General features: G+C 63.0%; 19 protein-coding genes and 1 tRNA gene. 11 read left to right on the top strand and 9 right to left on the bottom strand.

Going from position 1 to position 25,887, the window contains the following annotated elements:
- Positions 1-60: 60 nt before the first annotated feature.
- Both ACWBU6_RS10690 and ACWBU6_RS10685 read right to left on the bottom strand, forming a co-directional pair.
- A complete protein-coding gene (locus tag ACWBU6_RS10690) occupies positions 61-1,125 on the bottom strand; it encodes an acyltransferase family protein (RefSeq protein WP_452648775.1) in 1,065 nt (354 codons plus the stop codon).
- Between the two features lie 104 nt (positions 1,126-1,229).
- Positions 1,230-2,456: a GNAT family N-acetyltransferase gene (locus tag ACWBU6_RS10685; protein ID WP_452648774.1), complete on the bottom strand. Its 1,227-nt coding sequence runs from the start codon at positions 2,454-2,456 to the stop codon at positions 1,230-1,232.
- Between the two features lie 154 nt (positions 2,457-2,610).
- Here ACWBU6_RS10685 and ACWBU6_RS10680 point away from each other — a divergent pair, with 154 nt between their 5' ends.
- The 4 genes from ACWBU6_RS10680 (at position 2,611) to ACWBU6_RS10665 (ending at position 10,841) form a co-directional block, all read left to right on the top strand.
- Complete coding sequence (locus tag ACWBU6_RS10680; protein WP_452648773.1) at positions 2,611-3,639, top strand: LysR family transcriptional regulator; 1,029 nt, start codon at positions 2,611-2,613, stop codon at positions 3,637-3,639.
- A 69-nt stretch (positions 3,640-3,708) separates the two neighbouring features.
- Positions 3,709-5,667: a glycoside hydrolase family 97 protein gene (locus ACWBU6_RS10675; protein ID WP_452648772.1), complete on the top strand. Its 1,959-nt coding sequence runs from the start codon at positions 3,709-3,711 to the stop codon at positions 5,665-5,667.
- Between the two features lie 10 nt (positions 5,668-5,677).
- Entirely contained in the window at positions 5,678-7,738 is a 2,061-nt protein-coding gene (locus ACWBU6_RS10670; RefSeq protein WP_452648771.1) for a hypothetical protein, read from the top strand.
- Positions 7,739-7,853: 115 nt separating this feature from the next.
- Complete coding sequence (locus ACWBU6_RS10665; RefSeq protein ID WP_452648770.1) at positions 7,854-10,841, top strand: TonB-dependent receptor; 2,988 nt, start codon at positions 7,854-7,856, stop codon at positions 10,839-10,841.
- Between the two features lies 1 nt (position 10,842).
- On the opposite strand, the gene ACWBU6_RS10660 is transcribed toward ACWBU6_RS10665, so the two are convergent.
- Complete coding sequence (locus ACWBU6_RS10660; protein WP_452648769.1) at positions 10,843-11,988, bottom strand: glycerophosphodiester phosphodiesterase; 1,146 nt, start codon at positions 11,986-11,988, stop codon at positions 10,843-10,845.
- Positions 11,989-12,149: 161 nt separating this feature from the next.
- On the opposite strand from ACWBU6_RS10660, the gene ACWBU6_RS10655 reads away from it, so the two are divergent.
- Entirely contained in the window at positions 12,150-14,348 is a 2,199-nt protein-coding gene (locus tag ACWBU6_RS10655; RefSeq protein WP_452648768.1) for a DUF945 family protein, read from the top strand.
- An 89-nt stretch (positions 14,349-14,437) separates the two neighbouring features.
- Here ACWBU6_RS10655 and ACWBU6_RS10650 read toward each other — a convergent pair whose 3' ends face one another.
- Entirely contained in the window at positions 14,438-15,085 is a 648-nt protein-coding gene (locus ACWBU6_RS10650; RefSeq protein ID WP_452648767.1) for a pentapeptide repeat-containing protein, read from the bottom strand.
- A gap of 7 nt (positions 15,086-15,092) precedes the next feature.
- Positions 15,093-15,308, bottom strand: a complete 216-nt coding sequence (locus tag ACWBU6_RS10645; RefSeq protein ID WP_452648766.1) for a hypothetical protein — start codon at positions 15,306-15,308, stop codon at positions 15,093-15,095.
- 83 nt (positions 15,309-15,391) lie between these two features.
- On the opposite strand from ACWBU6_RS10645, the gene ACWBU6_RS10640 reads away from it, so the two are divergent.
- Positions 15,392-15,467, top strand: a tRNA-Lys gene (locus ACWBU6_RS10640).
- A gap of 51 nt (positions 15,468-15,518) precedes the next feature.
- Entirely contained in the window at positions 15,519-16,205 is a 687-nt protein-coding gene (locus ACWBU6_RS10635; protein ID WP_452648765.1) for a YjjG family noncanonical pyrimidine nucleotidase, read from the top strand.
- On the opposite strand, the gene ACWBU6_RS10630 is transcribed toward ACWBU6_RS10635, so the two are convergent.
- On the bottom strand, positions 16,202-18,940 hold the full coding sequence (locus ACWBU6_RS10630; RefSeq protein WP_452648764.1) for a TonB-dependent receptor: 2,739 nt from the start codon (positions 18,938-18,940) through the stop codon (positions 16,202-16,204). The two genes, ACWBU6_RS10635 and ACWBU6_RS10630, sit on opposite strands and share 4 nt — an antisense overlap.
- Before the next feature lie 213 nt (positions 18,941-19,153).
- On the opposite strand from ACWBU6_RS10630, the gene ACWBU6_RS10625 reads away from it, so the two are divergent.
- Both ACWBU6_RS10625 and ACWBU6_RS10620 read left to right on the top strand, forming a co-directional pair.
- Positions 19,154-19,720: a hypothetical protein gene (locus ACWBU6_RS10625; protein ID WP_452648763.1), complete on the top strand. Its 567-nt coding sequence runs from the start codon at positions 19,154-19,156 to the stop codon at positions 19,718-19,720.
- A 25-nt stretch (positions 19,721-19,745) separates the two neighbouring features.
- A complete protein-coding gene (locus ACWBU6_RS10620; RefSeq protein ID WP_452648762.1) occupies positions 19,746-20,321 on the top strand; it encodes a hypothetical protein in 576 nt (191 codons plus the stop codon).
- A gap of 34 nt (positions 20,322-20,355) precedes the next feature.
- Here the strand turns inward: ACWBU6_RS10620 and ACWBU6_RS10615 are convergent, their stop codons facing one another.
- Positions 20,356-20,745, bottom strand: coding sequence for a hypothetical protein (locus tag ACWBU6_RS10615; RefSeq protein WP_452648761.1), 390 nt, complete (start codon positions 20,743-20,745; stop codon positions 20,356-20,358).
- A 71-nt stretch (positions 20,746-20,816) separates the two neighbouring features.
- Here ACWBU6_RS10615 and ACWBU6_RS10610 point away from each other — a divergent pair, with 71 nt between their 5' ends.
- Both ACWBU6_RS10610 and ACWBU6_RS10605 read left to right on the top strand, forming a co-directional pair.
- Positions 20,817-21,881 carry an aromatic ring-hydroxylating oxygenase subunit alpha gene (locus tag ACWBU6_RS10610; protein WP_452648760.1) on the top strand — a complete coding sequence of 355 codons (1,065 nt, stop codon included), beginning with the start codon at positions 20,817-20,819 and terminating at the stop codon, positions 21,879-21,881.
- Positions 21,865-23,196, top strand: a complete 1,332-nt coding sequence (locus tag ACWBU6_RS10605; protein WP_452648759.1) for an APC family permease — start codon at positions 21,865-21,867, stop codon at positions 23,194-23,196. Before ACWBU6_RS10610 ends, ACWBU6_RS10605 begins: the two co-directional genes overlap by 17 nt.
- On the opposite strand, the gene ACWBU6_RS10600 is transcribed toward ACWBU6_RS10605, so the two are convergent.
- Together ACWBU6_RS10600 and ACWBU6_RS10595 are read right to left on the bottom strand one after the other, a co-directional pair.
- Positions 23,108-24,223 (bottom strand): sterol desaturase family protein, encoded by a 1,116-nt coding sequence (locus ACWBU6_RS10600; RefSeq protein WP_452648758.1) that lies wholly within the window; start codon positions 24,221-24,223, stop codon positions 23,108-23,110. The two genes, ACWBU6_RS10605 and ACWBU6_RS10600, sit on opposite strands and share 89 nt — an antisense overlap.
- Positions 24,213-25,826, bottom strand: a complete 1,614-nt coding sequence (locus ACWBU6_RS10595) for a hypothetical protein (RefSeq protein WP_452648757.1) — start codon at positions 25,824-25,826, stop codon at positions 24,213-24,215. Before ACWBU6_RS10595 ends, ACWBU6_RS10600 begins: the two co-directional genes overlap by 11 nt.
- Between the last annotated feature and the right edge of the window lie 61 nt (positions 25,827-25,887).

The following is a 25,887-nucleotide window of genomic DNA, read 5'->3' as shown; positions in this document are numbered from 1 at the left end:
CATGCTGCCTCAGTCCCCCTACTTATCTACACAATATACCAGGGGAGGCTTGCTGCCTAGTTATGCGCGCTGGGCGGCGCCGGCTGCGCTCGAAGATGGCTGCAGCAGGCGTCCCAGCGGCACTTCGATCCAGCGGTGGAACGCGGCGCCGGCAGCCAGGCTGGCGCCCCAGGCAGCCAGCATGCCCACCCCCTGCAGCACCGGATCGGCTGGCACGAAGCGGGTAAAGGCGGCGTTCACCAGCAGGCAGACCGGGAAGTGGATCAGGAACACCGCGTACGAGGTACGGGCCAGTGCGTTGACGGCTGCCAGCAGGTGGCCCTCGCCGCTGAACTGCATGCGTCCGACGATCACCAGGGCGCACGCCACCATCATGGCCAGCGCCAGGCGGCTGCGGAAGTTCACGGCCAGTGCCAGCAAGGCTGGCAGGAAGATCGCTGCCTGCACCAGCACCGCGCCGCGCGTCTTGCGGCGCGGATCGCCGGCCCACCATGCGGCCAGGCCAAGGCTATAGCTGCCGAAGAAATAAGCGCCCCAGTTATCCCATTCGGAATCGAGGTTGAAATGCAGCAGCGACAGTGCGCTGCCAACGGCGACCATGCCAGGCACCAGCCAGGCACGACGCACCGGGCCGCTGATGCGGGCGGCCAGCCACAGGATGGCCACGACCATTGCATACAACTGGAAATCGATTGCTACGTACCACGCGCCAGCCGACAGCGACGGGTAACCGAGCACGCCATGAGCCAGCACGGCATGCGCCGCCAGCTGGCCCACGGTCGCCGGTGCGGAAATGGAATCGTGGTCCATCCACTGGCTGGCCAGCACCGACGCCACCGCTGTGATCAGGGTAGCCGCGATGAAAGGCGGCGCCAGCTTGGCATAGCGGCGCCAGACCGCTCCCAGCGGGTCGGCCATTAGCGGCTGCGCGCTGGGCGCCAGCGATTTGGCGGCCAGGAAGCCGCCCACCACCAGGAACACTTGCACGGCGATGCGGGCGCTGCCTGCCAGCCAGTCGATCAGGTCCGGCATGAGGTGCCGCACGTGGTCGGCCATGGGACCGTAAAACGCCAGGTGGTGCAGCACAATTAACTGCGCTGCAACAGCCTTTAATAGATTGATCACGCCATACTTCATTACATCTGCTGCCGACTATGCAAAAGGTCGACATGATAACCGAGCTCAGCAGATTAAAGGCGCGCGCCTAGCACCGCGAAAGTAACGAGATGTTACGCCGCCTTCCCTTCAGATTTCTTGAACGGGCTGCGGTCAGGCGCATCATCGTGGTCGATGTTCAGCAGCAGGTGCTTGATCACCTTGTTCATCAAAGGCTGGCGGTGGCGGATCAATACGCCGAACGTTTCCGGACGTGCGCCCAGCGCCGCTTTGGGCTCCAGTGCCGTGCGGCCAAAGGAAACGCGCTTGCAGCCCAGGCTAATGGCATCGGCGATACCGGCATGCAGCAGCCGCAGGTAGATCGGCAGGTCGGCCGCGGCGGCGCGGTCAAAGCCGATATGGAAGGCGATGGCCGTCTCGCCGTCGGCGATGGTGACCAGGAAGCCCAGCATCTTGCCTTCGCGTTTGACCACGCTGCAGCGGAAGCGCTCACCTGCCGACTCCTGCAGGGCCGGGAAGTATTCCGGCAGCAGTTCGAACGGGCGGAAGCCGGCGTTGACCTGCACTGCCTTGTAAAGGGCGTGGATCTCGTCCTGCATCGCCGCCATGTCGGTGAAATGCTCCACCGTGCACTGCGCCGCTTCGATCGGCTTCAGGATGCCGTTACGGACATTGGCGCGGTACTTCGAGGCCAGGCTGGCCAGGTAGTCATCGTAGCTTTTCCAGTCTTCGCCCAGCGCCAGCACCATATTCGGCTCCGTTTCCACGAAGCGGTAGCTGAGGTTCTTGAGGAAGGCGGCGTCTTCCGCCTGCGGTCCGTGCAAATCCTTGATCATGACGAAGTTGGCCGAGCCGGCCAGCTTTTCGGCCTGCCGTACACGGTACAGCACTTCCGCCACACCATGCCACGCCAGTTCCGGATCGACGCCGGGTGCGATGGCAATGCCGTGCTGGCCGAAGGTCAGCAGGTTGCCGCAGGTGAGTACGCGCTGGCCCAGGCTCTCGCCCAGGGAACCGAAAGAAGTCTTGCTGGCCTGGGCCAGTTTGATGTCGGCCAGCTGCATATAGAGTGCGGCCACCGGCTGCTCGTCCTCGTACACCAGGGCATAGCGCGGATCGAGGTTGGTCGGCAGCACCGTCTCAAGCGAGCGCAGGTAATCGTAGGAAAGGAAGAAGCCCGACTGGGCTGTGAGCTCTTTCCATGCCTGGGCATCGAGCATGCCGATCGAGTCGGCGATGGCGTAACGCAGTTGGGCCGGCCCCCGCAGGCGCTTGCGCACTTCGCGGCGTTCGGACAGGGCGGTTTTGACTGAGCGCAGTTTTTGCTGGATCTTCATCATTACAAAATTGGCAATGGGACGGCGCAGTCTAACACGAGCCGCATTGTGCTGAATACGTTGAAGGGCGCCACGATATAAATCCAATCAACAAATTGGCAACACCGATATCAATTTGAACATGATAAAAATGCCGATCTACCCGAAAGGCAATGCAATGAGCGCTCCAAATCCGAACTGGTACCTGCGTGCGCGGCTCAAGACCCGCCAGCTCCTGCTGTTGATCGCCATCGACGATGCGGGCAATATCCTGCGCGCCGCCGAGACGCTGTGCATGACGCAACCGGCGGCCTCGAAGCAGCTCAAGGAACTGGAAGACATGCTGGGCATCGCCCTGTTCGAACGCCACCCGCGCGGCATGGTGCCCACCATCTACGGCGAAAGCATGATCCGCCACGCGCGCATGGCCTTGAGCAGCCTGGCGCGTGCCCATGAGGACATCGTGGCACTGAAAGCCGGACTGGCGGGCCAGGTCGACGTGGGCAGCATCATGACGCCGGCATTGAGCCTGCTGCCGCGCGCCATCACGCGCATCAAGCAGCAGGTGCCGCAGCTGCGCATCGGTGTGCAGATCGAGTCCAGTAACGAACTGCTGGAGCGGCTGCAGCGCGGCACGCTCGACTTCCTGCTGGCGCGCCTTACCGGCTTCCACGACTGCGCGGAACTGCAGTACGAGGAACTGGCGCCGGAGCCGGTGGTCGTGGTGGCGCGCGCCGGGCATCCGCTGGCCGGGCGAAGCGGCCTTGCTTTGCATGAACTGGTGCAGGCGCCATGGATTACACCGCCGCCCGGCAGCATCCTGCGCCAGCGCTTCGACCAGTTGTTCCATAATGCCGGCCTGGAGCCGCCTGGCGACATTGTCGATACCAGCGAAATCGTGCTGATCACCAGCATGCTGCAAATGAGCGATGCGCTGAATGTCATGTCGGCGGACGTGGCGCGGCGCTACCGTGAACTGGGCCTGCTGGCGATCCTGCCGCTGGAGCTGGATTGCCGCATGGACCCTTTCGGCATTATCCGCAGGCGCGACAGTGTGCTGTCGCCGGGCGCGGAGCTGCTGCTACAGGCGATCCGGCGCGAGGCGTCGGCGCCGCCGTCCGCTGCGCCGTCCAGCGCCCAGCCGCCCGAGCCGGAGACGAAGCCTCAGCCGGCTTGCTATAACCTGCACGACATAGCTCTCGCCTAAAAAGTCATTGGATCGGTACCCGCACATGCGCATAGCATGGACCGGCACACCTATATCCGGAGACCTGCCTTGAACCATCTGTCCCTCGCGCGCCGCCTGGCCGGCGCGCTGCTGCTGATTGCACCGCTGGCCGGCCACGCCGGCCGCCAGCTGGAGCTCAGCTCCCCCGACCGCCAGCTGCGCGTAACAATCGATACCGGCGAACGGCTGGCCTTTGCCGTCAGCCATCGCGGCGCCGAGCTGGTCTTGCCAACGCCGATCGGCATGACGCTGGCCGGCATTGGCACCCTGGGCGACAAGCCGCGCCTGACCGGCCAGCAGCGCCGCAGCGTCGACACGGCCGTGCGGCCGGTCGTGGCGCAGAAATCCCGCGAAGTGCGCGACCATTACAACGCCCTGCAACTCGATTTCGCCGGCGGCTATGCGCTGGAGGTGCGCGCCTACGACGAAGGCATCGCCTACCGCTTCCGCACCGCCCTGCCCGGCCAGGTCACGGTCGAAGACGAGCAGGCCGGCGTCAGGCTGCGCCCGCACTACACACTGTACTGGCCGCAGGAAAAATCGATGCAGTCGCATAACGAGCACTATTACCAGGCGCTCAGCGTCGGCGAGGCGGCCGGCAAGCTGGTCGGCGTACCGGCCCTGGTGCGGAACGGCAGCGTGCACCTGGTGTTCACCGAATCGGGTTTGCGCGATTATCCGGGCCTGTACCTGCACGGCGAAGCCGCCGGCCTGCGCGCCGTCTTCCCCAAAGTGGCTCTGGCCGAAACCGCGCGCGACGACCGCAATGTGCCCGTCACGCAGGAGGCGCCCTACATCGCGCGCACCGACGGCAAACGCGCCTTCCCATGGCGTATCCTGGGCATCGCTGCCGATGCCGGCGGCCTGCTGCTGAACCAGATGCCCTACCTGCTGGCCGAACCGCAGGAACTGAAGGAGACCGGCTGGATCAAGCCCGGCAAGGTGGCCTGGGACTGGTACAACGGCAACAAGCTGTACGGCGTGCCCTTCAAGTCCGGTCTGGACACCCGCACCTACCGCCACTACATCGACTTCGCAGCCGACAATGGCCTCGAATACATCATCATGGACGAAGGCTGGTACAAGCTGGGCGACCTGCTGGCCGTCAAGCCCGAGATCGACATGCCCGAACTGATGGCCTACGCAAGACAGCGCGGTGTCGGCATCATCCTGTGGGTGTCGTGGAAAACCCTGGACGCCCAGATGACGGCGGCGCTCGACCAGTTCGCGCGCTGGGGCGCGGCCGGCATCAAGGTCGACTTCATGCAGCGCTCGGACCAGTGGATGGTGAACTACTACGAGCGCGTGGCGCGCGAGGCCGCCGCCCGCCGCCTGCTGGTCGATTTCCACGGCAGCTTCAAGCCCAGCGGCCTGCATCGCACCTGGCCCAACGTGCTGACCTTTGAAGGCGTGAAGGGCCTGGAAAACAATAAGTGGAGCGACAGGCAGACGCCGGAACACGACGTCACCCTGCCCTTCATCCGCATGTTTGCCGGCCCGATCGACTACACACCGGGCGCCATGAGCAACGCGCACCGCAAGGACTTCACCGCCAGTTTCGACCGCCCCATGAGCCAGGGCACACGGGCGCACCAGTTGGCGATGTACGTGATTTACGAAAGCCCGCTGCAGATGCTGGCCGACAGCCCTTCGCAATACCGCGCCAATCCATCCTCGCTTGAGTTCATCCGGCAGGTCCCGGTGGAATGGGATGAGAGCCGCGTGCTGCACGCCCAGCTTGGCCGTTACGTCGCCATGGCACGCCGCCGTGGCGATGCCTGGTATGTGGGCGCGATGACAGGCGCCGACGGGCACGACCTGGAACTGGATCTGTCCTTCCTGGGCGAGGGTAACTACCAGCTCGAGAGCATGGAAGACGGCCCGAACGCCGGGGTCTTCGCCACCGACGTCCGGCAAGGCAGCGCAAGCGTCACGCGCAACAGCCGCCTGACGATGCATATGGCTCCTGGCGGCGGCTGGGCGGCGATCATCCGCAAGACACAATAAGGAGACACAGATGCAGAACACATCCCGCATGCATGCGGCCCGGATCGTCGCCGCCCTTGCCGCCGCCGCATCGCTCGCCGCATCCGCAGCTGTCGCCGCGCCTGCCGCCGGCGGGGCGCACGCTGCGCCCCCGGCCTTCACGCCGCGCTGGCAGATCGATGGCGATGCCATTCGCTGGCAGGTGAAGGACGTCCATCGCGACCAGCTTGAAATGAGCGGCCGCCAGGTCTCGGCGGTAATCGATTACGGCAGCCAGGCCGACGGCTCGCTGCTTCTGTCACGCACCGTGGTGTGGCCGATGCTGCGCACCGTCCCGGACGACACCCACGCCAGTTTGATCCGCAAGCTTGGCGCGGAGGCTTCGCCAGCCCTCGCGATCGACGGCGAGCCCGCTGGCGCCGAACGCCTGCAGCAAGTGCGCTTCGACGGCCGCCTCGCGCTACGGTCGCAACTGGCGCCGGGACTGACGCTCACACGCACCCTGACGCCCTCGCCCACCGAACCGGCGCTGGTGGAGCGGCTGGAGCTGGCCAACCATGGCACGGCCACGCGACGCTACAGCTTCGCTGCACTGGAGCGCAGCGAGACCACGCCGGCAGAACGTGGCACCCACGGCGCCTATGTGGTCGAAGTGCGCTCCCCGGCCCGCGAAGGCGAGCTGGCGCCCGGCGCCCGCGTCCATGTCGACGTGATCATCAGCGGCCGCCTGCAAAACGAAATGGTTTACGTGGACGGCAGCGAAGCCCTGCAGGAGCGCGCACGCAAGGTGGAGCAGTGGCGCGCCAACCTGGTGCTGGAGACGCCGGAGCCGGTGCTGGATGCCATGTTCGCGTTCTCCAAGGTCCGCGCAGCTGAGAGCATCTTCGCCACGCGCGGCGGCCTGCTGCACGGACCCGGCGGCACCCGCTACTATGCCGCCGTGTGGGCCAACGACCAGGCGGAATACATCAATCCCTTTTTCCCTTACCTGGGCGACAGCGCCGGCGTACAAAGCGCACTCACCAGCTTCGGCATGTTCGCGCGCTACATGAACGCGGACTACAAGCCTATCCCCTCCTCCGTCATCGCGGAAGGCCGCAGCTACTGGAACGGCGCCGGCGACCGCGGAGACTGCGCCATGATTTCCTATGGCGCCAGCCAGTTCGCACTGGCGCAGGGCGACGTCGGCACCGCGCGCCAGCTGCAACCCCTGATCGACTGGTGCCTGGAATTCACACGACGCAAGCGCGATGCGCAAGGCATCGTGCATTCGGACAGCGATGAGCTGGAGGGCCGCTTCCCGGCAGGAAAAGCCAACCTGTCGACCAATGTGCTGGCCTACGGCGGCCTGCAGGGCGCCGCCCGCCTGGCCGCTTCGCTGGGCAATGCGCAGCGCGCGACGGCCTTGCGGCAGGAGGCGGAGTCGCAGCGCAGCGCCATCGAGCGTTACTTCGGCGCGCAGGTGGGAGGCTTCGACACTTACCGCTACTACGACGGCAACGAAAAACTGCGCGCCTGGATCGCCTTGCCGCTCGCCCTGGGCATCAATGAGCGCCAGCGCGGCACGGTCGATGCCCTGCTGTCGCCGCAGCTCTGGAGCGAAAACGGCGTACTGACCGAGGCTGGCGACAAGACCTTCTGGGACCGCGCCACGCTGTATGCGCTGCGCGGCCTGCTGAAAGCCGGTGAGCTGGAACGCACCATGCCTTATCTGCGCTACTACTCCGGCCGCCGCCTGCTGGGCGACCATGTGCCGTATGCCGTGGAAGCCTGGCCGGAAGGCCAGCAACGCCACCTGTCCGCCGAAAGCGGGTTGTACGCGCGAGTTGTGACGGAAGGCTTGTTCGGCATTGAGGCAACCAGCCTGCGCAGCTTTACTATCGCACCGCGCCTGCCGCAAGGCTGGCCACGCATGGCGTTGCGGCACATCCGTGCGTTCGGCGCAGGCGCAGATGGCGCAGGCATCGACATCGTCACCACGCGCTCGCCGCGCGGCCAGCGCGTGCTGGTGCGCCTTGACGGGAAGACCTTGCTAGACCAGGCCTGGGACGGCAAGGCGCCGCTGCTCGTCACGCTACCAGGCCAGATATAACCTTTTGGGCATATATGGTGCGTAAACATTCAATTGTTCGCCATCATCATCCTGCCTAGCATGTCTCCATCGGCCGCGCTTGCGCGGCCGAATCATTACCACAACAGGAGACGCAATGAAGAACCCTTCCCAACGTGTGCGGATGACGCTAGTCGCGCACGCCCTTGCAATGGCCTTCTCTGGGCCGGTCCTTGCACAATCGAATGCCACCGGCACCATCTTCGGCCAGGTCGCCAACGCAAGCGGGACCAGCGTGGTGCTGGAGAATATCGCTACCGGCGCGCGCCGCACCATCACCGTCGACGCTTCCGGGCGTTACAACGCCAGTTCCATGCCGCCGGGCGCCTACAAGGTCATGCTGGTGCGGAATGGCGTGGTCGAACGCGTGCTCGAAGTGGAAGCGCTGATTGGCCAGGGTGTGGAGGCGTCCTTCGAAACCATCCAGGCCGTGACGGTGAGCAGCCGCCGACCGGCGATCGACGTCAGCAACACCAACAACGGCGCCGTGTTCACCGCGCGCCAACTGGCCGCGCTGCCGATTTCGCAAAACCTGTCGGGCATCATCCAGCTTGCGCCGGGCACCTCGCGCGGCAATCCGCGCGTCGGCGGCGACAGCTTCGGCGGTGCCGGCGTAACGGAGAACGCCTACTTCATCAACGGTTTCCCGGTCACCAATGTGTATCGCCAGATCGGCTCGACTACCCTTCCCTTTTTCGCCATCGCACAGGCGCAGATCCTGCAAGGCGGATACAGCGCGGAATTCGGCCGCTCCACCGGCGGCGTGGTGAACATCACGACCAAGAGCGGCACCAACAACTGGGAAGCCGGCGCCGTACTGCAATATACGCCGGACCGGCTGCGTGCCAAGCCGGAAAACACCTACTACCCGAACACCGGCCACAATCCGAAGACCGACGGCAAGCTGCTCACCTATCGCCGCAGCAACAACGCCACCGACGTTTTCGGCAGCGCCTACGTCGGCGGCCCGCTGATCAAGGACAAGCTGTTCATGTTCGCCAACATTGAACAGGACCGTTTCAGCACCGGCTACATCAGCAAGGATTCCGATTCGCTCAACAAAACCAATGGCTGGACCGAACGCGAACAACGCACGCCGCGCTATCTGCTCAAACTCGATTACAACATCAGCGACAATCATCGCATCGAATTCACCCGGATCCACGACGAGAACAAGAAGACACAGCAGAATTACGGCTTCGACTACGCCACCCTGCAGCGCAACGGGGTGCGCGCCGGCGGCACCACCGGCGATGGCGCCAGGACCGACGACTCGATCCTGAAGTACACCGGCTTCCTGAGCGACAACCTGACAGTGACCGCACTGGCGGGCCGCTTCAAGTCCACCTATCCGCAATCGCGCGAAGGCTATGTGCCGGGCCTGTACCAGGTCAACGCACCGGTCAATGCCCAGGTCCCGGGACTGGCTTACACCAACCCGCAGGCCATCGGCGGCACCATCCAGGTGCCCAACGCGGAAGACAAGCAATCCACACTGCGCCTGGATATCGAATATAAACTGGGCAATCATGCCCTGCGCGCCGGCATCGACCGCAATAACGTTTCGTCCATCAATGGCTCGGAGCTGGCCGGCGGCGGAAGCTGGAACTACTTCCGCGGCGACCCGGACAAGGCGGTTCCCGGCGGCCGCACGCCGGCTTCCGGCGGCGGCTACGGCCTGCAGGGCTACTACGTGAATGAGTACCACCAGAGCGACTCGGCCTCGCCCAAGACCGACCAGTCGGCGCAATATATCCAGGACCGCTGGCAGATCACCGATACCGTGCTGCTCGACCTGGGCCTGCGCAACGAGCAGTTCACCAACAAGAACAGCTTAGGCCAGGCCTATGCCGCACAACGCCACATGCTGGCACCGCGCCTGGGCGCGTCATGGGATGTGCGCGGCGACGGCACATTGAAAGCGTTTGCCAATCTTGGCCGCTACCACCTGCAGATCCCCACCAGCGTGGCACTGCGCCTGGCGGGCAACCCGGTGCATATCGATCACTACTACACCTACACCGGCGTCGATCCGAGAACCGGCGCACCGACCGGACTGACAGAAATCTCCCCGCCGGTTTCCGGCGGCAACGAATGGGGCAACGCCAAGGACCCGCGCCAGGTCGCATCGAGCAACCTGGGCGCCACCTACCAGGATGAACTGGCACTGGGCCTGGAAGCGGCATTGACGCCCGAGTACACGGTGGGCAGCAAGCTCACCTACCGAACGCTGCGCAATACCATCGAAGACTGGTGCGATTCGCGTCCACTGCACGCCTGGGGCAAGCGCAATAATGTCGATACCAGCAAATACAACATGCCATGCCTGCTGATCAACCCGGGCCGCGACAATACGCTGACGCTCGACCTGGCTGGCGACGGCAGGCTGGCTTCCATACCGCTGACGGCCGAGGAAATCGGCTTGCCGAAAGTGCGACGCACCTATACCGCGCTGGACCTCTTTATCGAGCACCCGATGCGCAACGGCTGGTACGGCAAGCTCAATTACACGCTGTCGCGCACCAGGGGCAATATGGAAGGCCAGGTGATGTCCGATATCGGCCAGGCCGATATTGCCGCCACCACCTCCTTCGATTTCCCTGAACTGATGGACTACGCCAGCGGCCCGCTGCCCAACGACCATACCCACGTGCTGAAGGCCTTCGGCTACTACCAGCTCGATCCGCAGTGGATGGTGGGCGGCAATATCAACATCGTCACCGGTGCGCCGAAATCCTGCATCGGCAACCTGCCCGCAGCCCGCAACCCGAACGGCACCAACCCTGCCGCAGGGTACGGCGCCGCCGTGTTCTATTGCGACGACAAGCCCGCTCCACGCGGTTCCCTGGGCCGCATGCCGACCGACGTCCGCGTTGCACTGAACGCGACCTATATGCCGCGCATGTTCAAGGGACTGGCCCTGAAGGCGGACGTGTTCAACCTTCTGAACCGCCAGACCACCCTGGCCACCCAGCCGGTCTACAACGCGGGCGCCGACACCGTCAGCCCATACTATGGGCAAGTGCTGGGGCGCGCACCCGAACGCCAGGTGCGCTTCGCTGCGGAATACAACTACAAATTCTGAGTCAGCGCCCTGCTTCCTTCAGGTATTCCGCACGCGCCGCCAATGCCGTGTCGGCAAAGTCGGTGAACAGGCCGTCGACGCCAAGGGCGAAGAACTGCTTGTACTCCAGTACGGGGTCGCCCTTGTAATTGCTGGCCAGGCGGCGCTTCTCGTTGCGGAAGGTGTACGGGTGCACGAACAGGCCTGCCTTGTGTGCATCCGCCACCAGCGAACTCGGTTCCATGGTGGTGGTGTCGGCGTCATTCACTTTGCCGTCGCCATTGATATCCACGGCGCCCTTGACGCTGACGATGTAGCGCTTCCATGGGCCGATGCCGTCGGCATAGGTCTTGATTTCGGCCAGGCCGGCCGGGGTCACCATATCGCTGAACAGGCGCTTGTCGCCGGCCTGCGCCCAGTCGAACGGCTTGTCGTATGGTGCGGCGTAAGTCAGGGCGCCGGTTTTAAGGTCCACGTCATTGGCATCGATCAGTTGCACCATCTTTAGCTTCGAGCCTTTGCTGCGCATGTACTTCAGGCTGCCCGGTTCGAAGGACTGGATGAAGACCGGCGCATCGCGTTCGGTCCAGCCGGCGGCGGCCAGCATTGCCAACAGCTTGTCTTCCAGCGGCACGCCCTGCTGGCGGTGGAAAGTCGGGTTCTTGGTTTCCGGGTAGATGGCGATATTGCGGCCACTTTTCTTGATCATGTCGATCACTTCCTGGATGGTCGCGATCTTGTACCGGCCGTTGAATTGCTGCGGGCGCTCGGCATCGGTCGAAATGCCCCCCAGGGTCTTGATTTCCGCCAGCGTGAAGTCGCTGGCAAACCAGCCCTCCTGCACCTCGCCGTCCACGCTTAGCGTGCGTTTGCGGGCGGCAAATTCAGGGTGCTGCGCCACATCGGTGCTGTAGGCCAGGTTCGGATCGTGGCGGGCGATCAGCACACCATCCTTGGTGGAGACCACGTCCGGCTCGATCGCGTCGGCGCCCATCTCGATCCCCCTGGCATAGGCTTCCACCGTCTCTTCCGGCAGGTAGCCGCTGGCGCCGCGGTGCGCGGCCACCAGGGTTGGCTTGCCGTCCAGGGTTGGAAGTGGCGCCTGGTCAGAGCCGCCACATGCCGCCAATACCGCTGCTGCCACCGCTCCTGCTACTGCCTTTTTCATTGCTGCCCCGCTGAATAAGTTGAAAACGTGGCGGATTGTAGGAAGTGAAAATGACAGGCTTGTGAATCGCGCAAGCGTGCGCAGGTGCGGGCAGCGGGCGGAAGTTGCCGCAGCACCAAGGTGTATAATGTTTTATCAACAATCAGTACTTGTACCCTGCCGTGGCTAAACCGTATTTCATCTGGACCTTGCTCGCCCTGTCCCCGCTTGCCTTTGCCGAACCAGCCGAACCAGCCGAATCGCCCAAGCCAGCGGAGACCGCCAGCCTTGCGGCGGACTACGTGAAGCGCGAGCTGGGTTCCCGCCTCACCGTACGGCATGGAAAATCCATCCAGCCCGATAAAGCCAGCAAAAACAGCTATCCCCCTGAACAGATGGCGGCAGTTCGCGCAGTGTTCGGCAGCGAAGATCCCTTGGTGGTCAAGCGCCAGCCCGCCGCCGCAGGCCGCATCAGTTACAGCATGTCCCTGCCGGCGCGCCAATACACGGACGGCCAAAGCACCATGGATTGGGCGCAGGCCAACCTGAACCTGGCCGTAGCGCCGAACGGCAGCCAGCAGTTCTCGGCAAGCCTGCCTTTCGTGCGCTACAGCGACGGAGAGGACCGCATCGAGTTGTCCGGCGTGCGCAGCAGCGGCACCGTCGCGGCAGATCCGCTGGTCGGCAAGACCAGCCTGGAAATCGGGAAAGTGCGCTTCGCCCCGGTCGGCGGTGAGGAAACCGGTTTCACCATTGACGATATCCGGTATCGCAGCGACTCGAAACGCGAGGGCAAGTACGTCGGCAGCCGGACGGAAATCGCATTCGGCCGTTCGAGCGCCTTTGGCCACGCCATTGACAACCTTCACCTGGGCCTGCGCTTGCGCAAACTCGATGCCGGCGCCATCGCTGGACTGAAGGGAGAACTGGAACAGGCGCGCACCGCAGGCGACGCCGAGCGGGAGACTGGGGATGTGCTGACACGCCTTGTGCCATTGATGAAACGCCTGGTCATGCGCGGTGCGGCGCTGGAGATCGAAGACCTGAGCGGCAGCTACAATGGTCAGAAGGTCGTCATCAAGGGCAGCCTGTCGATGCCGCATGCGGCGGAAGAAGATTTCGCGTCCGGCGCGGCGGCCCTGAAGAAACTGCAGGGCCGACTGGAGGTGGCCATTCCCCTGCAATTGTTGCGTGAAATCGCCTATTCGGTAGCGGTCCACCACAACGGCAAGAATGAAGGGCAGCAGGTCCCGGTTGACAAGATGGCCGCGCAAATCTACGAGACGATGCTTGGCAAGGCAATCGCCAACAATTATGCGCGGCTGGACAAGCAGTTCCTGCGCACCACCATTGAACTGAAAGGCGGCCTGCTGGCCATCAACGGCACCGCCATGCCACTGGAACCGCTGCTGGCGCTGCTCGAGCACCAGAAGCCGCTTCCGGCCGATACGCAACAGCCGGTCGTCATCTCCATGCGCGACCGGGGCCTGGAAGCAGCGCAGCTGTTTGCGATGAACGGGAATCCGGAAGGGATGCTGGAACTGTGCGAACGTCTGGCACAGGGCAACGAGGTCGATAAGGATCCGCAGCAGGCCAGTAAATGGTGTACCAGGGCATGGGAACATCACCGCTACCAGGCGCCTCTGCCCCTGGCCAGGCTATACCTGGACGGGCAACTGGACGATCCCGCCATTCCCCGCATGCTGCAGGAGGCCGCTGACAAGCACGATGTCGATGCAGCGCAATTCCTGATGTACCGTCTCCATAGCGAAGGAAAGGGCGTACCGAAAGACCAGCAGAAAGCCGCCGGCTACCTGCAGCGCTCCGCCAGGCATGGCTACAAGAAGGCAATCGAGGCAATGAAGGAGACGGATGCTGGCGACCAGGCCGCTCCGGCTGTTCCCGTCCAAGCCGCAGTGGAGGGCCAGTGGGACTTTTCGTTTGTAACGGATGCCGGTTTTTACGAGATCCTGGATTTTCGCTTTGACGCGGCAAAGCATCGCCGTCTGAGCCTGTCGATCGACAATCTCCAGGAACACGAAAAATGGGGGCCTTTGCTGTCGCTATGCGTGAGCGCGATCAACCCCAGCGACCGTGCCTGCGTCAACCTGGGCGGCCGCCAGGGCGAAGTGCCGCAAGTTGAAGTCAGCAGCAAGGTCGCGGGCACCCAAAGCGCCCAGGGGCGCAATGAAAAATCGCTGGAAAAGCGGTACAAGCCGGGAGACAAGCTCGACCTGGTGGTCTACACCACCGGCAAGCAAGTCCATTTCGTCGTGAACGGTGACACGTCACTGGTGCAGGAAGTGGATTTCCCGGTTGAAGTCCTGTCCATCATCTGCTCCACCGCCAACTGCAACTTCAATTTCCAGCGGCCGGACTAGCGGGGGCGGCGAGGAAGCGGGCTGTCTACTTTGCCCCAGGTCGTCCCCTGCGGAATCCCCGCCATGCAGCAGGCCAGGCATCAGGAAGTTCAGGCTACGACAAGTCCCATTTCGCCCATGATCGCTGCGGCCTGGCTGTGGGAAATCACCGCACCTTTGAATGCGCGCACGTCGGCCAGTTTGAGGCCGCCAAGGTCTGCCCCGCGCAGGTCGGCGCCTTCGAAGCGGGTCAGTTTGAGCACGGCTTCGCGCAGGCTGCAACCTTCCAGCACGGCCTCGCGGAAATCGCAGCCGGACAGGTCGGCATCCGAAAAATCAAGCTGGTTCAAGGTCGCCTTGCGGAACGAAAAGCCGCGCATGTCGGCACCGACCAGCAGGCATTCTTCAAAACTTGCGCCCAGGTGCGACACCTCTTCGAAAGCCGCGCCGGTCAATTTGCAAGCGCGGAAGCCGGCCGAGGCCAGCTTGGCGCGGCGCCATTTGCTGTTATTCAGGTCGCAGCCTTCGAACTGGGTGTCGACCAGGTCGGCGGATTCGAAGTCCGCCGCCATGCCGCGGCAACGCTGCCAGTTGCTGCGGGCCATCTTAGAGGCGTACAGAATCGTTCCGCTGAAAGTGCAGCGCTCAAACACACAGTCCTGCAGGTCCATGCGGGACAAGTCGGCGTCGTCAAAACTGCGCTGCACGAAATGACGGACGCCGGCAGCAAGCTGCTGCGCCAGCGAGTCGCGATCCATTTCCATCTTAGCGGCGCTGGCTTTTGGCCGCGTAGGCTTCGTAGATCGTCTTGGCGTCCTTGTGCGCCTGGTCGATGTTACGGAGCTTCTTGTCGTCGTCATGGCGCACGAAGAATTCCGCATCCTGCGCATCCATTACCAGTTTCACCGCAAGGCTGTCTTTCAGGTTGTATTTTTCGAAGATGAGCGTGGTCACTTCGTCGAGGTATTCTTCGTAGGTCATGATCGGTTCCTTCCGGTGGCGATTATACGCGCCGCGCCGGCACTTGCAGAAACAATCCGGGTTCTATATAATTCGGGCCCTTCGGGTCGTTAGCTCAGTTGGTAGAGCAGCGGACTTTTAATCCGTTGGTCGCAGGTTCGAGCCCCGCACGGCCTACCAGAAAAAGATAGAATAGCCAGCCTTCGGGCTGGCTATTCTATTTTCCGCACTATGAAGCACTCCCTCTTCCTGTTCGACCTCGACGACACCCTGCTCGATTTTCGCGCTTCGGAGAAGCTCTCCTTCGAGCGCGTACTGCGCGAGCTGGGCTACAACGACCGAATCGATGAACTGTTCCAGCAATATCAAGGCATCAACATCGGCTTGTGGCGTGCGTTTGAATCGGGCGCGGTCTCAAAGGAATTCCTGAAAGTGGAACGGTTCCGCAAGACCTTCGCGGAAAACGGACTGGAGATCGATCCGCAGCAGGCGAGCCACCGCTACCTCGAGTCGCTGTCGGCGACCGTTGTGCTGGTCGATGGCGCCAAGTCCTTGTGCGAAACGCTTGCCGCTGCGGGCGAAGTGGGCATCATCACCAACGGCGTGGCCCATATCCAGGAGCGCCGCATTGCCAGCTCCGGCCTGGGCGACTACATCTCCTTCACAGCCACCTCCGAAGCATGCGGTTTTGCCAAACCGGACAGCCGCTTCTTTGAGTACGCGACAAAAATGGCGCGCGCCTTCAGCAAGAACGAAACCATCATCGTGGGCGACAGGCTGGACGCCGATATCCTCGGCGCCAACCGTTTCGGCATCGAATGCTGCTGGTACAACCCGGGCCGTTTGACCAACGACACGCAAGCACTGCCCACTTTCGAAGCCGCCCACCTTGACGATATCGCCCGCTTGCTGGCTTAAAACGCGAAGCGCAGGCCGGCGTTGACGCGGCGCCCTACATCTTCCAGCGTCAGGAACTGGCTCTCGTTGTTGGCATATTCGTGCATGCGCGAGTTGCTCAGGTTGATGCCGTCCAGGTACAGCGCGATCTTCGGCGTGACGTTATAGCGCAGGCTCAGGTCGTACTGTCCGTAGGCTGCGCGGGTGCGAGGCTGGGTACTGCCACCGCCGCAGTCGACAGCGAACCTGTTGCGCCAGTTGTAGCTCACGCGTGCCGAGAAGGTCTCGTTCTCATAGAACAGCGAAGCGTTGTACGACTGCTTTGACAGGCCTGGATAGCCGCAATCCAGCGCGGCTGCGTCGTCGCGGCTGGCGTTGGCGTCGACGAAGGTGTAGTTGGCGGCGACACCAAAGCCGCGCAGCCAGGCGATGCCATTATCGAACGCGTACTGGCCCGCCAGCTCGATGCCTTTGATCTTGCCCTTCTGTCCGTTGCGGATACGGGTGTCGTGCACCACTTCCGAATACTGCGGGATCGTCATGTCTTCCAGGCGCTTCTCAAGGAAATTCGAAACCCTTTTCTGGAAGATCGCGGCCCCCAGGAAATTGGTTTTCGACAGGTACCACTCGTACGACAGGTCCAGGTTCTTCGACTCCATCGGCTTCAGGTAAGGATTGCCGCCGCCGGTCTGCACGTCGCCGAAACGCCCGCCGTACCAGTTATCCACGCCCATCTGGTTCAGCGTCGGCCGGGTCTCGGTCCTGGAGGCCGCCAGGCGCAGCACCATATCGTCGGTCAGGTCGAACTTCAGGTTGCCGGAAGGGAGCACGCTGTTGTAGCTGTTCGAAACGGAAGTCTCGACCGCCGGGCCGTAGTTCAGGATGTAGGTGGTGTCGTTCGGGCTCTTGGTGGCCGACAGCAGCACGCGGCTGATGCCGGTGGAGGTCGAATTCACGTGCACCACGCGCACCCCTGCATTAGCCGACCAGCGTTCGCCTTCCCACTTCGAGTCCAGGAAGATGCTCGATACCTTTTCCTGCACGCTCCAGAAGTTCGGCTTGGTGTAGTCGATAGCCATCGGGCCGTTGGGGAACCTGGTCTTGTCCAGGTACAGCGCTGGATCGTTCGACAGGGCCAGCGTGGACGGCTGGTTCAGGTAGTTCATGTACTCGTAGGGATTGAAACTGAGGTAGCTGGCCGGCGCGCCAGGGAAAGCATTGTCCAGCGACTTCACAGTGAACAGGGACGACGGCAGCGGCACATGATAGCCGCTGAAGGCATTCCAGGAATCGCTCTCCCACTGCTTGCGCCCAACCTTGCGCTGCGAGTACGAGACACCGGTATCGAGGCCCTTGAAGGCGCCTACCTCATGCGCCCACGAAGCATGCATGCGGGCCTCGCTCAGTTCGTCGGCAAAACGCACGTCCTTATTGGACACCGCATGGGCCCGCACCGCACCCGGGTCGGTGATGCCGTCACCGAAGGACAGGCTCGGAATGCTGCCAAAGGTCAGCGTGTCGCCATTTTTCGGCACCATGCCGGCCACGATCCACTGGTCCGGGGTTTTGGTGGTGGTGCGCGAGTTCGAGATATCGCCTTCCAGCTTCCACTCCGGCGACACGTTCCATTTCGAGTTCAGGCCGAAGGCCTTGGTGATCGACAGCCGGTCGCCACCCTTGACGATCATGTCGTTCGAGTTGGCATCGGTCAGGATGCCGGCACCGTCGCCGACCAGGGCCGGGTTATTGGCGAAGAAGTTCGCGCCCGGGCGCATGAAGCTGGTGACCTGGTTGTTCGAATCGTACTTTACGCCTAGTTGCACCGGGTTGTTCCAGTCGCTGATCGCGATCACGTCGTTACGCTGGTTAAGGCGCGAGTACAGCGCATCGGCAGTCAGCTTCCAGTCCGGCGTCGGGTTGTACTGCACGGTGACATTACTGACCAGGCGCTTGCGGCTTTCGTTTTCCTGCTGGTAGCCGAAGCTTTGCGGCATCAGCAGCTTCTTGCTGGTGACATTGGCCATGCTCAGCCCCGTGGAGTTCAAGTCGCCGTCGATCATGTAGACGTCGCGCAGGTTCCAGGCATCGTTGATTGCCTTGTTCTGTTTCGACGCACGGTCGGTATAGGACAGCGAACCGGTCACGCCAAAGGTCTTGCTTTCATTGGCAAAGGAATACATGCCGCTGACGTTGGGCGTATTCTTTTTCGAGTTCGAGTCATAGGAGTCGAACACATTGACCACGCCCGAGTGGCCCGTCTTGCCGGACAAGGGACGCGCAGTCTGGATATCCACCGTCGAACCGATGCCGCCTTCCGGCAGGAAGGGCATGGAAGTCTTGTACACAATCGCTTTCGAGATCAGGTCGGACGACAGCAGGTCGAACGAAAAGTCGCGGCCGCCGGTGTCGCTGGTCATGGTGCGGCCGTTGACCAGCACATTATTGAACTCCGGGCCCAGGCCGCGCACGGAAATGTAACGCCCTTCCCCGTTATTGCGCTGGATTTGCACGCCAGTGACACGTTGCAGCGACTCCGCGATATTCGTGTCCGGGAACTTGCCGGCGTCCTCGGCCGATACCGCGTCGACTACGCCTTCCTGCAAGCGCTTGGTCGCGAGTGAGGACGCCAGGGAAGCACGGACGCCGCTCACCACCACCCGGGCCGAAGGATCGACCTGGTCTTCGGCCGTTTGAGCACAGGCACCCAGCGGCAGCAGCATTTCTGCGATCAGCGCCGCCAATACAGTCTTACGCATATTGTCTCCGTTATTTTGGTTTTGGTGAGCCAATGTTACGCAGGGCTTGCAATAACAAAGTATTGCGTCTTTCAGAATTGATATTCCGAAAACGTATGCGTCAGGCACCGCGCCGGGCGATTTGATGTCGGATTTATACACATTGTGATCATCTGATAGTTTGCTTGCAGAAACTATAGTTACAATCTGCAGCTTTACACCGCAGGAACCCCAGTGCCCGATAACGTCTACGCCGCGCCGAACGCCAACCTCGACGAGCAATTCCATTCCGACGCGGATGACCGCTTTTATGTGGTCTCCACGCGCAAGATGCTGATCCTGTTCTTCATGACCCTTGGCCTGTCCCACCTCTACTGGAATTTCAAGAACTGGCAGCTGCACCAGCGCGCCACCGGGGAATATGTCTGGCCACTGCCGCGCGCGCTCTTTGCCATCTTCTTCACCCGTGCCCTGTACCGGGAGATCGCTGACTACGACTCCACCGGCAAGCACCGCACATGGGATTGCGAAACCTATGCAAACGGCATGGTGTTCCTGATGTTTGCCGGATACGCGCTGTCGTGGGTCGGCAAGAGTTCGGCGCTCCTGAACGTGATCTCGATCCTGCTGGTGGCGCCAATGGGTGTATTGCTGAAGCAAGTCCAGGCCGAAGTCAACATGCGAAGCGGCGATCCGGACGGCAGCAGCAACGACAACTTCACCGTTGCCAATATCATCTGGTGCGCGGTTGGCGGCGTGTTCTGGTTCTTCGCCGCGATCGGCATCTTGTTTGATGCTTGAAACTCCGTCTTCCGCGTTTTAAAAAATGTCCGAAAACATCTACGCAGCCCCGCTGTCCAACCTGGATGAGCGATCCGCAACCGATACCGGTGCACGCTTCTATGTCGTCTCGACACGCAAGCTGCTGGTCCTGTACTTCATGACGATCGGCCTGTACCACTTGTACTGGAACTATAAGAACTGGGCCTTGCACAACCGGGCGACAGGTGAAGGCGTGTGGCCGGTGCCGCGCGCACTCTTCTCCATCTTCTTCACACACAGCCTGTTCCGCGAGGTCGCAAGCCATGATGTGACGCACAAACGCGCCGAATGGAACGCCGGCTCGTATGCTACCTTCATGGTGCTGCTGGTCATCGGGGGGAACATCCTGGAACGAATGGCGTCGAAGGGGTTGGGGTCGCCCATGACCGATATCGCCTCCATCGCCTTGCTGGTTCCTACCGGCCTGCTGCTGAAAAGGATTCAGGAAGAAGTCAATGCACGCTGCGGCGATCCGGCAGCCGGCAGCAACGCTTCATTCACGGCTGCGAATATCGCCTGGTGCGTTGCGGGCGCCGCCTATTGGACGCTGGGCATCCTGGGCATTTTCTTCACGGATTGACCGGCCTTGACGCCAGGTGGCATATGGCAACGCATCATGTTCCAATTGGGGGCTTGCGCTCGCCGCGCATCAGCGCCAGTAAATAGCCGCGCGCGGCGGCCATTGTCATACCTTTCTCCTGCAAGTGCGGCAGCAGCTTCTCGAATAGCTCGCGGCGCCGCGCCCCGGCACCGGTAATGTCGCGCCGGTCGCTGAAGAAATCCATCAGTGTGGAGCCGCACACGCAGTTGCGGTAAGCCTCGACAATCGCAACGCTGTCGTCATCGAAACTTTGCTTGAGACCTGTGATGTCCTTGCGCACCGACTCGGTCTGCCGCATGAACTCCTGCGCCGTGGCGAACACCCGCCCGCAATAGCCGCAATGCTTGGGGAAGGCCGATGCGGCCAGGGCTTGCAGGCCCTCAAAGAAAGCACGCTCCTCCATTTTTGCAACCTCTTTCTTCCAGTGCGCAGCAATTTGTGAGACAGTGAATCTTTCGCGCCGCGGAGTAAAAAATGACCCTGCAGGAGCATTGCCGTACCGAACCGCTGGAGTGCGCCCACGCGCTGCATGCCAGCTTTTACACCGACCAGCAATGGCTCGAGTTCGAACAGCGGGAAATCTTCGGATCGTCCTGGCAACTGGCGGCGCACACCGGCGAGCTTAGCGCGCCTGGCGACCATGTGGTCGGCGACATTGCCGGCAAGCCGATCATCATCATACGCCAGCCGGGCGGAGGCCTGCAGGCTTTCTTCAACGTCTGCCGCCACCGCGCCGGTCCGCTGGCGACCTGCAACGGCCGGGGCGCGCGGGCGCTGCACTGCAAGTACCATGGCTGGACTTACGAGCTGGATGGTACCTTGCGCGCCGCCACCGAAATGCAGGGCGCGGCAGGCTTCGACAAGGCGGCGATACGGCTGCCGCGCATCCAGGTGCGCGAGTGGCAAGGCCTGGTGTTCGTGGCGCTGGGTGCCGCCACGCCGCCATTCGAACAAGTGTTCGCCGGCATCGCCGAGCGCATCGCGCCAACCGACCTGTCACACATGCGCTTCGCCAAGCGCGATACCTACAGGCTCGAATGCAACTGGAAGGTATATATCGACAACTTCCTGGAAGGCTATCACCTGCCCTTCGTCCATCCCGGCCTGTCGAAAGTGCTCGATTACCGCGTATACGACACGGAACTGGCGCAGTGGCATTCGCTGCAGCACTCGCCGCTGCGCAACAGCGACGGCATCTACGGCGAGGGCAACGCCTGGTACTACTTCATCTACCCGAACATCATGCTCAACATCACGCCGGGGCGGCTGCAGACCAACCGCATCCTGCCGGCCGGCCACCGGCAATGCATCGTGGAGTTTGACTATTACTACACCGCCGACCCGGATGTGCAGGCGCGCGTGCAGGCCGAACAAGCCTTCAGCGACGAGATCCAGGCAGAAGACATCAGCATCTGCGAGCACGTCCAGCAAGGCCTGGCGTCCGGCTCGTACAGTGCCGGACGCCTGAACCCGAAGCGAGAAAGCGGCGTGTGGCATTTCCAGAACCTGCTGCGCACCGCCTATGCACGCCACGGATAAGGACAAGCCGCTCGGCTTCTGGATGTGCACCTCCCTGATCGTGGGGAACATGATCGGCATGGGCATCTTCATGCTGCCCGCCGCCCTGGCGCCGTTCGGCAAGAATGCCTTTGCGGGTTGGGCCATTACCGTGACCGGTTGCCTGTTCATCGCCCACGTCTTCGCCCGCCTGGCGCGCGCCATGCCAGCCGAGGACGGACCGTACGGCTACTGCCGGCGCGCCTTCGGCAATGGCGTCGCCTTCTTCACCATGTGGTGCTACTGGGTGTCGATCTGGGTCACCAATGCGGCGCTGGCGATCGGCATCGTGGGTTACCTGGCAACGCTGGTACCGCTGTCCGCCCATCCTGCGCTGCCGCCGCTGGCGGCCATGGGCATTATCTGGTTATTCGTGCTGGTCAGCCTGCGCGGCGCGCTCACTTCGGGGCGGGTGCAACTGGTGTCGGCCTCACTCAAGCTGCTGCCGATGGGCGCCATCGTGCTGCTTGGAGCGTGGATCCTCACCAGCAGGAGCGCTGCTTACACGGCGCACCTTCCGCCCACACCGTTCACGCTGGACGGCACCGCTGCCGCCGGAACCATCGCCCTGTTCGCGATGCTGGGCGTGGAATGCGCATCGCTGCCGGCGACCAAGGTGCACGAACCGCAGCGCACCATCCCGCGCGCCACCATTGCCGGCACGCTGGTAGCGGCGGTAGTGTACATCCTGGTCTGCACCATCCCGATGCTACTGCTGCCGCAGGCGGAACTGGCGGCGTCCAGCGCGCCCTTTGTCGACCTGTTCCGCCGCTACTGGGACGCCGGAAGCGGCCGATGGCTGGCGGTGGCCGTCATCTTCAGCGGCCTCGGGGCGCTGAATGGCTGGACCATGCTCGCAGGCGAAGTAACGGCGTCTATGGCCCGCCACGGCATCTTTCCCGCCGTGCTGAAGGCGCCCAACCGGCACGGTGCGCCAGCCTGGTCACTCCTGCTGGTTGGCGTCCTGGCCAGCGTGATGATCGCGATGAACTACAGCCGCTCGATGGCCGAGGCCTTCACTTTCCTGACGCTTGTGGTGACGGCTGCCAGCATGCCGCTTTACCTGGTCGGCGGCGCCGCCGTGTTCAAGCTGCGCCAGCCAGGCGCCATGCTGGCATTCAGCGCGGTGATGACCTGCGCCTTTTCACTCTGGGCCTTTTACGGCATGGGCAAGGAGGCCTTCTGGTGGGGCATCGCGCTGGGCGCGGTCAGCCTGCCGGTGTTCTGGCTGGTGCGCTGGCGGCAGAAGACACAGGGGGCTGAAGGCAGTACGCCACCAGCAGCAGCGCCGCAGTAACGGCGCCGACCAGGGCCAGCCTGGCAGACAGCGACAGCACTACGGCATGCGTAATCAGCTGGTTCTGCATTACGACGGCGACGACAAACATCAGTAATGCGGCGAAGGTCCAGCGCGCACCGCCGGCCGTCGCACGGGTGGCGATGTACAGCCGGCCCGCCGGCAGCGTGAAGGCCGGCCACGGATCGGCGGCAGCGACATCGGCGGGACGCCAGCCGGTGCGGCGGAACCACAGCGAGAGCTTGTCGCGCCAGCGCGAGGTGCGCACGGCGTCGTGCCACATCACGGCTGGCCAGGCGAATTGCGCCCACACCGCATTCCAGCCGGGCGCCCCCTTGCGCACGCCGTACACGCATTGCTCGCCTTCCTCGATATAGGTGCCGAACAGGCGGTCCCAGATCATCAGCGTGGCTGCGTAGTTGCGGTCGAGGTAGACTTCATTGACGGCATGGTGCACGCGGTGAGCGCTGGGCGTGTTGAGGATACCTTCGATCAGCGGCACGCGGCCAACCAGCCGGGTATGAATCCAGAACTGGTAGAACTTGCTCAACGTAAGCTGGATGATGAACACGCCGGGCGGGCAGCCAAGCAACGCCAGTACCATGAAAAGCGGCGCGTGGAACAGGTCCTGGAAGGCGCCCTGGCGCAGTGCGGTGGTCAGGTTGAATTCTTCGCTCTGGTGATGCGGCGAATGCACCGCCCACAGCAAGTTGATCTCGTGCGACCAGCGGTGCGCCCAGTAATAGACGAAGTCAAATGCCACAAACGACCAAATCCAGGTCCACAGCGAACCGGGCGCCGACTGCCACAGCGACCAATGGCTGAACACCCAGGCATAGGCCAGCAGCATGGCGGACTTGGTGAACACTTCCAGCGTCACGGTCCATATGCCGCAAGCCATGCTGGTCAGGCTGTCGGCCAACGAGTAGGCCCAGATCCGGCGGCGATGGGCCAGCCAGGCTTCGGCCGCAATCATGGCGAGGAAGGCAGGAGTGGCCGCGGCCACCAGGGCGTTGTTATCGAGCATGCGCCGGCTTGGCTCCGGCCTTGCGGCCCAGGGCACTGCGCAGCACTTCGCCGACGGGGCGATTCAGCACCGCAGCAACAGTCTGCATGCGCCGGGAGTCCAGCATCGGACGGGAATTCTGTGCCGCCATGGCAGCCTGCGCTGCCTGGGCCGCCGCCAAAGCTTTCGCTTTCGCCTCGCGGCGTGCCGCAGCCGCGATATCGGCCAGTTGCGCCAGCTGCACCTCATTCGGGAAGCCCTCGACAAAATAGCGCGGCGGGTAGTCGTCTGTGCGCTGCATCAGCGCGCCCACGACCGGCATGGCGGCTTCCCAGGTCACGGTGATCGGCGGGTCGAGGCTGGAGGGATCGGCGAAGTACAGCAAATCGGTCTTCGGCAGCAGGCTTGGCATATCGCGCGTCCAGGTGCAGGCGCTGGTGCGGACCTGGTCCGGACCGAGCTTGCCCACCAGGTAGGTGACCACGCAGCGATTGCGCCCGCTGGCCCATTCGTGCGCTTTCAAAAGCTCTTTCTGCAGGCGGTAATCATTGCCTTCAACGTATTTGGCCAGGCTGTTAAGGCGCCGCGTCAGGCTTGGCGGCACGAAGAGCTGCCAGCGTCCGTCCACCAGGCGCAGCAGGCGTGGCATAACCATCTTTTCCTCGCGCATGGCTGAAATGGCCATTTTCAGCATCGCGTCCATCGCCGCTTCGTTCTTCTCGCTGCATACCATCAGCATGCCGCGCGTTGGCACCATCACCACCGGCCGGCCTTCGGGGACGGCGGCTTCGATCAGTTCGGGCAGCAGCATGCGCGAGGAATCGTAGCCATCGTCCCAGCCGCCGCCGAAGACGCCCTGGGGCGAAGGCAGCAGCGGCGCGGTGGAACGCGCGCGCAGGTTGGCGAAGGCCGCTTCGAAAGCCTCGTCTTCAGTCATGTCCCAGGCTTCGAGATGGGCGCGCGCCACGCGGTGCACTACGGTGCCCCGGTGGAAGGCCAACCCCATTTCCAGCCCTTCGCAGATAGGCCGGAACAGCAGCGGCGAATAGCCGCGGGCGGCAGCCAGCATGGCTTGCCCGCGTTCGGCGCTGTTGCGCACGATCGGCAGCAGGTGGCGCTTGGCCTCTTCCACCATGCCCGGCGTATTGCCCATCAGGACCATGCCGGCAGTGTGGCGCAGCAGGTCTTCGCTGGCAGCCAGCGAAACGGCAAGCCATTCCTGGTACATGCTCTCCAGCGGCACCAGCAGCTCCAGCGGATATGGCGACTCGGGGCCAGGCACGCCAAACAGCTCACCTTCATCGGCCAGGAAAGTCCAGCGCCGGCCAGGGTCCAGCAACTCCAGGTGCCCCTGCAACTGCGCCGCATATTCGGCCAGGCTGGCACGGGCAGCGGGCGCCTTTTCCTCTTCGACTTCGCAGCGGATACCGCAGGTCACCAAGGCGTCGCGAAAGCGCTCGGCCATGGCCCAGTCCACGCCTTTTTTCACGATCGCCCCATTGCCGGCCGTGATCGGGCGCACCGCTTCCAGCGGGCGGCGGAACAAAAGCATCAGGCGTGCCTCGACCCGCTCCCGCTGGAAGCCGGCTTGCACACCAAGGGTTTTGATCCGATAAGTCGCCACGCAGTCCGCCACGAAGACCAAGTTGAACAAATTGCAACAGCATTGTAAGGGAAGCCGGACG

It is taken from the genome of Pseudoduganella sp. HUAS MS19, from assembly GCF_053615455.1.
This window is presented reverse-complemented; position numbering and strand designations above follow the sequence as displayed.